Raw genomic sequence first — 9,830 nt, forward strand, 5'->3', positions numbered from 1 at the left:
AACGCCGTAGAGGGTGGCGCGGCCCTGCCCCGGGGTCTCCACGATCACCAGCGCCTGGAGATTCTGGGGATGGGCGGCCACGGCGGCAGCGACGGGATCGCCGTCGATGGCTACCACGTAGTCGGCCGCCGCGGCGGGAGCCTCCAGGGCCTGCTCCCACTCCGGATGCAGGCTCTCGTTGACCGTGCGACGCATGGGGATGCCGGCGGTCTGCAGCGCTCCCGGGTGGCCGCCGGTGAACATCAGGATGCGCGCGGTGGCGGGTAGGTGGGATAGTTCCCGGGCCAGCGCGCCCTCGAAAGCAACGCGGGTGACGGAGTTGACCTGGGCTTCCTTCTGGCAGATGGGCGTACCGCGCCAGGCCGCGAGGCTGCTTCCGGCGATCAACAGCAGGCCGCCGGCGATGGCGGCCACACGGAGGCGCGGCAGCGAGGCCACCTGCTCGATCCCTATCGCGAAAAAGACCGCCACCGCCGGCAGCAGTTGCAATCCGTAACGCAGGTTGTAGTAGCCGAACGGCCACCACATGGGCACGTAGAGCGGCACGCTGCCATAGGCGATGGCCAGCGCGTAGAACGGAAAGGGCAGCCAGAGCAGCAGCCAGGGCCAGCGCTCCCGGAACCGGACGACCATGAGCAGCATGCCCGCCAGCGCGGCCCCGAGCAGCAACCACTGCCATCTCCCTTCCCCGCCCAGGTTGAGCGCCACCGACTTGAGGAAGAAGAGCCCGGCCACGGCGGGACTGTGTTCGGCGGGATAGTGGAAGCCCGCCGGCACGGAACGCTCGGCGATGGCTTTGGCGGAGTAGGGCCCGCGGGCAAAGTCCAGGGGATCGCCCCAGCGCACGGAGTTGTAGGTCAGCCAGAACAGCGGCACGAGTGCGCAAAGGAGACCGAACTGCACCCAGGCGCGGCGCAGGAGCTTGCGCTGACCCGCGGCCGCGCTACCGCGCAATACCGCGATCGCGGCAATCAGCCCGGCAGCACAGGTGACGACCCAGGCGTCGTAGCGGGTGAGCATGGCGGCGGCCAACAGCAGGGCGCAGCGACGCAGCGCGCGCGCGGCCTTTTCCGCATCCTGTTGCCGCTCACGCACGAAGTCGTCGAGATAGGCCACAGCCCAGATGAAGAGCGCCAAGTAGAGCGGTTCGGTCATGGCGGTGGACTGCAGGTAGAGCAGGTTGGCATTCAACCCAAACGCCGCGGCGGCCAGCCACGCCGCCGGGCGCGAGGCCCGCGCCCGCACCAGGCGGAAGATGCCCACTGCCCCGGCCACGTAGGCGACCATCGAGGGGATCGAGCCGCCCACGCCCGACTGCCACCAGTCGTCCGGAACCACGAAGGGCAGGATGAGCAAGTGCGGCAGGGGCAGCCACACCGTCCCCAGATGCAACAGGCTGGGCTTCACCGAATCGAAGACGCGGCGGGCGATGGCGATATGGGCCACGGCGTCGCCGTAGAGCAGGATCTGGCCGTGGCGGTAGAAGTAGAGGAACGACATCAGAGAAGCCCCGGCGGCCGCGAAGGCCAGGCGGAGCCATTCGCGCGCGCCCTCGGGTCTCATTCCAGGTGGGTGAGTTCGCGGAAGAGCTGGAAGCGGGCGTCGATCTCGGCGCGGGTGAGCATGCGCAGGCGCTCGGTGCCGAAGCGCTCCACGGCGAACGAGCCCATCACCCCGCCGTAGAACATGGCGCGCTTCAGGACCTCGCGGTTGATCTCGCCCTGGGAAGCGATGTAACCCATGAAGCCTCCGGCGAAGGAATCGCCGGCGCCGGTGGGATCGAGCACCTCGTCCAGGGGCAGGGCGGGAGCGCGGAAGGGATGGCGGCCGATGCCCCAGGCGCCCTCGCGGAAGAAGATGGTGGCGCCGTACTCGCCGTGCTTGATGACCAGCGCCTTGGGTCCCTTGGCCAGGATGCGGTGGGCGGCGCGCGGCAGGTTAGGATCGCCGGCCAGCAGCTTGGCTTCGCCGTCGTTGATGAGCAGGACGTCGATCAGGCGCAGGATGGCGGCCAGCTCTTTGGGCTTGCCCTGGATCCAGAAGTTCATGGTGTCGCCGCCGACCAGGCGGGCGCCGTCCATCTGTCGGCGCACGCCGGCCTGCAGCACGGGATCGATGTTAGCCAGGAAGAGATACTCCGATTCCTTGTACTCGGCCGGGATCTGCGGCCGGAAGCTCTCGAAGACGTTGAGCTCGGTCAGGCGGGTCTTGGCTTCGTTGAGGTTGTCGCCGTACTCGCCCGACCAGTGGAAGGTCTTGCCCGGGGCGCGCTGGATGCCCTCGGTGCGCACCCCGCGGTTGAGCAGGATCTCCTCGTGCTCCAGGGCGAAGTCCTCGCCCACCACCCCCACCACCCGCACCTCGGTGAAGTAGCTGGCAGCCAGGGAGAAGTAGGTGGCCGAGCCGCCCAGCAGCTTCTGCCTGCTGCCGAAGGGAGTGGTGATGTCGTCGAAGGCGATGGAGCCGACCGCCAGGATGGCCATCGCTTACTTGCCTCCCTTGGCCGCACGCAGGTACTTGCCGAGGATGAGCGCCAGCTTCTTGCGGGTGCGGGCGGGAATCTTATCGCGCTGGGTGAGGATGGCGGTAGCCAGCGCGGAGCCGCACTTGCAGCCGCGCTGCTTGGGCAGGGCCGCGACCGCGGCGCGGATCACTTTGCCGGCGTTGTCGGCGTTCTGGTTGAGCACGGCCACGACCTGCTCCACCGTGACCGACTCGTGGCCGGGATGCCAGCAGTCGTAGTCGGTGACCATGGCGACGGTGGCGTAGCAGATCTCGGCCTCGCGCGCCAGCTTGGCTTCCTGCAGGTTGGTCATGCCGATCACGTCCATCCCCCAGGAGCGGTAGACGTTGGACTCCGCCTTGGTGGAGAACTGCGGCCCTTCCATGCAGACGTAGCTGCCGCCGCGCTTGCCCACCACACCCACCTTGCGGCAGGCCTGTTCCAGGGCGCGCGCCACCTCGGCGCAGACGGGGTCGGCGAAGGCCACGTGAGCGACGACGCCTTCGCCGAAGAAGGTGGAGACGCGCTTGCTGGTGCGGTCGAAGAACTGGTCGGGGATGACGAAGTCGGTGGGCTTGTGCTCTTCCTTGAGCGAGCCCACCGCCGAGACCGAGAGGATGCGGGTCACGCCCAGCTTGCGGAAGCCGTAGATGTTGGCGCGGAAGTTGAGTTCGCTGGGCAGGATGCGGTGGCCGCGGGCGTGGCGCGCCAGGAAGGCGACCTGGCGGCCTTCCAGCGCGCCCAGCACGTAGGCGTCGGAGGGGTCTCCGAAGGGTGTCTTGATCCTGACCTCGCGGACCTTGCTGAGCCCCGGCATGGCGTAGAGGCCGCTGCCGCCGATGATGCCGATCTCTGCCTGTGGCAAGCGTTCCCTCCTCGAAACCAAGGCCGCGATTATACCGAACGAAGTTGCCGGGGCGGAGGACGGCCGGGCCAGCCGGATCAGGGCTGCTTGCCGAGGGCGGGCTCCGGGCCCTCGCCGCTGCGCTCCAGGACGGCATCGCGGAGGCGGGCCGCGGTGTCGGGATCGAAACTCTCCATCACCAGCACGGTCTCGCCCCAGGACTCGACGAAGACCGGGCCTTCGTCGGTCCGCCACTCGGTGTGATTGGCGACGCGCTCGGCGAAGTTCTGCGGGTTGGGGTTCCTGGGGGCGCGCTGCACCCCGGGGTAGCGCTGGGGCAGCATGGCGGCATAGGCGTGGGCGAATTTTTCCGCGCTCTCGCTGGAGTCCCAGCGGGATACGTAGAGCAGCGCCAGGGAGGCGGGCGGCAGGGCCTGCTTCCGCAGGGCGGCGCCGTCCGCCGCCTTGCCCGGCAGGGCCTCCGGCCGCACCACGGCGTAGTAGTAGCCGCCGCGCCAGTGGGGGCTGATCTTGCCGGCCGCCTTCTCGCCCGCGAACTGCTCCAGCAGGACCTTCACGTCGAACTCGCCCATCGCGCCCACATCGTAGCGGGGATAACGCGTCCCCAGGAGCTTGGCCAAGGGTGGCAAGCGCAGGGGCGCCAGGTGCTCGCCCGCCAGGTAGACCTTGGGCTCCATGATCTCGCGGGTGGTGCTGGGAGGGTGCTGGAGCAGGCCCAGGAAAGCGTCTTCCTTTCCCTTCTCGATCATCACGTCGCGCACGAAATCGAGCCCGTAGCGGTAGGGGAAGATGAGCATCTCCTTGATGTAACGGGGCGAGTTGCTGAAGACGGGGAAGTTGCTGCTCTGCAGCATGCCCTGCTCGAAGGTGTTGACGTAATCCTGGGCGGTGGCGACGGTGCGGCCGCCGGGCTGCAGCAGGTAATCGAGCATGACCACAGTGGCCTGGCCTTCGGTGACGGCGGTGCGCGCCGTGGCCTGCTCGTCGGCGGCCAGGTCGGGGTCGAGATCGGGGGGATCGTCGGCGTTGGGGTCCTTGAGCCATTTCTCCAGCCCGACGGACTGGTCCTGCAGGGCGTGGGTGAGCTCGTGGGCGATCACCGGGCGCTGCACTTCGGGCGCGATCCAGTCGAGCATGTAGAAGGTCTGCTTCTTGGGATCGTAGTAGCCGGCCACTTGCTCGCGCATCAGCTCGACCATCAGCGCTTCCAGGTCGAGGTCGCGGGGGATGAGGCCGAACTTCTGCAGCACCGACTGGGCGCGCTTGAAGCGGCCGCTCTCCTTATCCTTGCGCATCTCGTCTTCGACGTAATGCTCCACCTGATCGCGGCTGGCCAGGGCGCGCTGGACGGGTTGGCGGACGGGCAGGCGGGTGTCGTCGCTGGCGAATCGCAGGATGGAATCCACCGAGTGGAAGAGGGCCTCGGCGTCCTGGCGAGAGAGGTGGCTTTCGCGGCGCTCGTTGTCGCGCTCGCGGGCGGCGGAATCGGTCTGGAGCTTGTTCTGCGGGGGAGCGGCGGGAGGAGCCGTGGCGGCCTGCTGGGCCGAGGCGGGGAGCCAGGCCAGCAGCAGCGCCAGCAGCCACGCTCCCAGCACGGTCCAGCGCCGCAGCAGGGATCGGAGGAACCCGGGGACCTGGGCCATATGGGTGCCTATCCTATCGCAGAAACCGCGAACTTTCGCGGCCGGGCAGGAGAAGCGGGCGCGGGGGCCGGGCACCTCCCGTACCTAGGCTGATTCCCCCGTTCTTTCGGATGTTGTGCCGGTTTCTTGGGTGTTTTACAGTCCGCGGGAGAGGCTGGATTTCTTCTCCACGCTGCGCGTGGCTGACCCCATCGGGAGGTGATCGATGAAGAGAGTGTTCGTGACCGCGATCCTGGCACTGGCTGCGGCCGGCGCCGCGCTGGCGCAGGAGGCCCCGCTGGCCGCCGCGCCCGCCCTTTCCCTGCCCACCGGCACCGGCATCAAGATGAAGCTGGAGACGCCGCTCTCCACCCGCAGCAGCAAGCCGGGGGACACCTTCGCCGGGCGCGTGACCGAGGCGGTGCTGCTCAACGGCAAGGCCGTGATCCCGGTGGGCGCGGCCGTGCAGGGCCGGGTGGTGCGGGTCACGGACCCGCGCCGCATCAAGGGCGTGCCCACCCTGGACCTGATGCCCGACCAGATCACCATGCCCGACGGCGCTCGCTACACCATCACCGCGGTGGTGGTGGACACCAACGCCGCCCACACCGGTGTCAACGAAGAAGGTGAGATCAAGGGTCCCGGGCACGACACGCGCGACCTGCTGGAGATGGGTGTGGGCACGGGCGCGGGAGTAGGCGTGGGCGCGGCGGTGGGAGGAGGCAAGGGGGCGCTGATCGGCGGACTGATCGGCGGGGGCGCCACCGTCATCCACTGGCTGACGCGACGGCATTCGGCCGACCTGCCCGCCGGCACCGAGATCGTGATGGAGCTGAACCGGCCGCTGGCCATGAGCCCGGCCACCGCCACCGGACAGTAGCGTTTCCGCGAGCCGGCCGCGCTCCTCACAGGCGCGTGGCCAGTTCGTCTTCGCTGAGCACGTCGAGTTCGATCCATCCCTCCAGCGGCAGCGCGTCGATGGGCAGGTGCTCGCGCCACAGACTGAAGCGCAGCCTCGCCTTGCCCCGCGGCGGCGCGGGGATCTGCGCCAGCGGCAATTGGAACTCCAGCACGCGGCGCAAGCGCACCAGCAACGCTGAGAGCTCGTCGCCCACAGGCTGCGAACCATCCTCCCCGCGGCCCAGTTTCCAGGCCGTGATGGCGCGGTCTTCCAGGGTGACATCCAGGCGCAGGTCCTGGGCCTGGGCGGCGTCCGGCGCCAGACCTTCCATGTGGACGACGACCTGGAGCTTGCCTCCCGGCACTTCGCCGGCAAAATCCAGCCGGCCGTAGAGGTTGCTCTCGTCGATGCCGGCATAGACGGCGTCCAGCACGAACTGCTTGCCGTGCATGGAGGAGGAGCGGCGGTCGGCGGTGTACATGGCCGCCCCGATCCAGTCGAAGTAGCCAGTGACGGCGCCGTCGATGCGGGGATGGATGAAGGCGGTCTGGGGGACGAAGTAGGGGCGCGCGGCTTCGGTGAGGATGGGTTGCGCCAGGGCGTCGGGCGGGGCCGCTCCCAGCGCCTGGTAGACGTTGGAGAGGTGCTTGCGGTAGAGCTCGTCGAAGTCGCGGTCGTTGGCGGAGTGGTGTTCGGGGCCGTACCACCAGTTCCAGTCGCTGCCTTCGGCGATGAGCAGTTCTTCGAAGGCCAACTGGCGGGCCGCCTCGGCGGCCTTGGGCGCCGCCTGGGCATAGAAGTCGCGGGCCTCGGAGAGGCAATCCCAGGCGCGGTTGTCTTCGGGAGCGCCGATCCAGACGTTGAAGTTGGCGTTGATCCAGGAGCCCGGCACCAGCCCGCTCAGCTTGCCGAACTCCTTCTGCCGGGCGATGGCCTCGGAGATGGTGAGCACCTCGACCTGCGGCTCATGGCTCAAGCCGTCGTAGAGACGCCGCAGAAATTCGCGCCCCGAGCGGGGATAGAACTCCCAGGCGTTCTCGCCGTCGAGAATGATGGAGACCACGGCATCTTGCCCTGACCGCAGAACCGGTTGCGCGGAATCCTTCAGGGACTGGATGAGGTGGGCGGCGGCCTCGCGCGCGGGCATCCCGGAGTACACGAAGCCGATCAGGTCCGAGAGCGCGTGGTCGCGGAAGACCAGGTGCAGGGCGCTCTCCTGTTTCTCGTAGCGGTAGATGGTGTAGAGCCTCTGCAGCGCGCCCGCCTCCAGACGGCCGCTGCGGTCGCGGTGCAGCGAGACCCCCAGCGAGCGCCCCAGCACGCCCTCGTCGGTGGCCATCCACTCCAGCCCCACCTTGTGGGCGATGGCCAACACCTCCTCCGAGACACTGCCCTCCGAGGGCCAGGCGCCGCGAGGCCGCCGCCCCAGGACCCGCTCATGCAGGCCGAGGCCGCGGCGCAACTGCTCCTCCGCGTCCTCGGGATGGCGGAAGCGCTGTTGCGGCAGGTGCAGCCCGGGGCTGGACACCCGTCCCTGGTCGCTGTCGCAGAGCAGCGGCAGGATGGGATGGTAGTAGGGCGAAGTGGAGATCTCGATGGAGCCGCGCTCGGCCGCGGCCTTGTACTCGGGCAACACCCGCCCCAGGAACTCCTTCTCCTTCGCCATCGTGCGGCGCTGGTCGTCGAGCGAGAAGCCGTGGCCCTTCTTCACCAACGCCGCGACCTCGGGGTCCTCCAGGAAGAACTCGTCGAACCAGGCGAGTTGGGAGAGCACCTGCAGGTCGGCGTAGTCCTGCTTCTGGAAGAACTTCTCCGCCTTCTCCGGGCTCTCGCCGGCCCCGCGGAAGCGCTCCCACAAATCGCGGTAGCGGGGATAGCGGCCGATCATGTTGGCGGGATTGGCCTGGAAGAGATACTGCAGGGCGAAGCGACGCTCTTCCGGGGTGAGGTCGGCGGCGGGCTTGGCGGCCACCTCGAAGAAGGGATCGCGCGCGCGCCCGGCGACATAGTCGTCGAGCTGCGCCATCAGCGAGGGTACCAGGTTGAAGGTCTGGTGGATGGCGGGGAACTCCTCCAGCAGCTTGACCATGCCGTAGTAGTCCTTGAGGGCGTGCAGGCGCACCCAGGGCAGGCGGTACTCGCCGCTCACCAGGTCCTTGTAATAGGGCTGGTGCATATGCCAGAGGAAGAGCACGCGCAGGACGGGCATGGGGTTGCCGATCGCGGAACCTGGGGCCGGGGTTCTTCGCCGGGGACGCGGAAAGCGTCCCTGCGGCCATGCTAGACTTTGCTTTCCGGCAAGTCCATGCGGATCTTCACGCGCTACATCCTGCGGGAGGTGACCGCGCACGCCGTGATCGGGGCGTCGGTGTTCACCTTCGTCTTGTTCCTGCGGGACGTGACCCGCATCCTGGAGCTGGTGGTGCGCAACAGCGCTCCCCTGCCCAGCGTGGCCGAGATCTTCTTCTACGCCCTGCCCGCCGCCCTCACCTACACCGTTCCCATGGGAGTGCTGGTGGGCATCCTGATCGGGCTGAGCCGGCTAGCCGCCGACAGCGAGGTCACCGCCATGCGCGCCAGCGGCTTGGGAGCGTGGATGTTCGTGCGGGTGATCGCCCTCTTCGCCCTGGCAGCGTGGCTGCTGGCCCTGGCCAACACCCTGCTGCTGGCGCCGCGCTCGGCCGCCGCCCTGGGCGCGCTGCAGGACCGGCTCAAGAGCGCCCAGGTCTCCTTCGAGATCCAGCCCCGCGTCTTCTACGAGAACTTCCGCAACAAGGTGCTGTACGTGCAGGACGTCTCCACCGCGCCCGGCGGGGCGGTGTGGAAGAACATCTTCCTGGCCGACATCAGCAATCCCTCCTCGCCCGTCCTCACCGTGGCGGAGCGCGGCGTGGTGATCAACGAGTCGCCCACCCTGCTGCGCCTGCATCTGGAGAACGGCTCCCAGCACGAGGTCAGCCCCCGCCTCCCCGGCCAGTATTCCATCTCCACCTTCAGCCAGACCGACATCCCCATTCCCGTGCCCGCGCCCGAAGCCGAGAGCCGGCGCGAGTTGGTGCCGGTCTCGGAGATGCCGCTCACCCAGCTCCTGGCCCACTCCCACGATCCCGACCCCGCCCGCGCCCGCTGGTACCGCATCGAGTTCCACCGCCGCCTGGCCATGCCCTTCGCCTGCCTGGTGCTGGCGCTGGTGGGCATCCCGCTGGGGCTCTCCGCTCACAAGGGCGGCAAGAGCACCGGCTTCGTGCTCACCATCGTGCTGGTCTTCCTCTACTACTCCGTCTCCCTGGTGGGCATCGGCCTGGGGCGCCAGGGCAAGGTGGACCCCGCCCTGGGCGTGTGGGGAGCGAACCTGCTCTTCTTCCTGACCGGGGTGGTGCTGCTGCTGCGGGTGAACCGGCGGCCGCTGGAGATGGGGTCGCTGCGCGAGTTGTTCGGGGGAGTGCGCAAGAGCGTGGGCGGGCGCCTGCGGACCGCCGAGGCCACCGGCCGCGGCGGCGCCTTCCAGCGCGCCTACCAGCGGCGGCGCATGTTCAGCGCCAACTTCCCCCTCATCCTCGACGACTACATCCTGCGCGATTTCATCCTCTACCTGCTGCTGATCGTGGCCAGCTTCGTGATGCTGGCTCTGGTCTTCACCTTCTTCGAACTGCTGGGCGACATCGTGCGCAACCGCGTCCCCCTGGTCACGGTGGGCGCCTACCTGCTCAATGTCACTCCCTACATCCTCTACACCATGACCCCGCTGGCGGTGCTGCTGGCGGTGCTCATCACTTTCGGGCTGATGCAGAAGGCCAACGAGATCACCGCCCTGAAGGCCACCGGCATCAGCATCTACCGCATGATCGTGCCGGTGCTGGTGATCGCGGCGGTGATCTCGGTGGGGCTGTTCGCGCTCGACCAGTTCTACCTGCCGCGCGCCAACACCCGCCAGGAGGC

7 protein-coding genes are annotated in these 9,830 nt (G+C 68.5%); 2 read left to right on the top strand and 5 right to left on the bottom strand.

Going from position 1 to position 9,830, the window contains the following annotated elements:
- The 4 genes from VEG08_08180 to VEG08_08195 all read right to left on the bottom strand — a co-directional run.
- A partial coding sequence (locus VEG08_08180; GenBank protein ID HXZ27960.1) for a hypothetical protein occupies positions 1–1,563 on the bottom strand: 1,563 nt, incomplete at its 3' end.
- Entirely contained in the window at positions 1,560–2,483 is a 924-nt protein-coding gene (locus tag VEG08_08185) for a PfkB family carbohydrate kinase (protein HXZ27961.1), read from the bottom strand. The genes VEG08_08185 and VEG08_08180, both read right to left, overlap by 4 nt.
- A gap of 3 nt (positions 2,484–2,486) precedes the next feature.
- Complete coding sequence (mtnP, locus tag VEG08_08190) at positions 2,487–3,368, bottom strand: S-methyl-5'-thioadenosine phosphorylase (protein HXZ27962.1); 882 nt, start codon at positions 3,366–3,368, stop codon at positions 2,487–2,489.
- A gap of 77 nt (positions 3,369–3,445) precedes the next feature.
- Complete coding sequence (locus VEG08_08195; GenBank protein HXZ27963.1) at positions 3,446–5,011, bottom strand: hypothetical protein; 1,566 nt, start codon at positions 5,009–5,011, stop codon at positions 3,446–3,448.
- Between the two features lie 205 nt (positions 5,012–5,216).
- Between VEG08_08195 and VEG08_08200 the strand changes: the two genes are divergently transcribed.
- A complete protein-coding gene (locus tag VEG08_08200; GenBank protein HXZ27964.1) occupies positions 5,217–5,870 on the top strand; it encodes a hypothetical protein in 654 nt (217 codons plus the stop codon).
- Positions 5,871–5,895: 25 nt separating this feature from the next.
- Here VEG08_08200 and VEG08_08205 read toward each other — a convergent pair whose 3' ends face one another.
- Positions 5,896–8,100, bottom strand: a complete 2,205-nt coding sequence (locus VEG08_08205) for a glycoside hydrolase family 57 protein (protein ID HXZ27965.1) — start codon at positions 8,098–8,100, stop codon at positions 5,896–5,898.
- A 96-nt stretch (positions 8,101–8,196) separates the two neighbouring features.
- Between VEG08_08205 and lptF the strand changes: the two genes are divergently transcribed.
- Positions 8,197–9,830, top strand: a 1,634-nt coding sequence (gene lptF / locus VEG08_08210; protein ID HXZ27966.1) for an LPS export ABC transporter permease LptF, incomplete at its 3' end; no start/stop codon positions are given.

The organism is Terriglobales bacterium (assembly GCA_035624475.1).
In the GTDB taxonomy this organism is placed as follows: domain Bacteria; phylum Acidobacteriota; class Terriglobia; order Terriglobales; family Acidobacteriaceae; genus DASPRL01.

Coding starts and splice junctions, on each gene's coding strand:
- VEG08_08200 (HXZ27964.1), top strand. CDS start 5,217: ATGAAGAGAGTGTTCGTGACCGCGATCCTGGCACTGGCTGCGGCCGGC.
- VEG08_08195 (HXZ27963.1), bottom strand. CDS start 5,011: ATGGCCCAGGTCCCCGGGTTCCTCCGATCCCTGCTGCGGCGCTGGACC.
- VEG08_08205 (HXZ27965.1), bottom strand. CDS start 8,100: ATGCCCGTCCTGCGCGTGCTCTTCCTCTGGCATATGCACCAGCCCTAT.
- VEG08_08185 (HXZ27961.1), bottom strand. CDS start 2,483: ATGGCCATCCTGGCGGTCGGCTCCATCGCCTTCGACGACATCACCACT.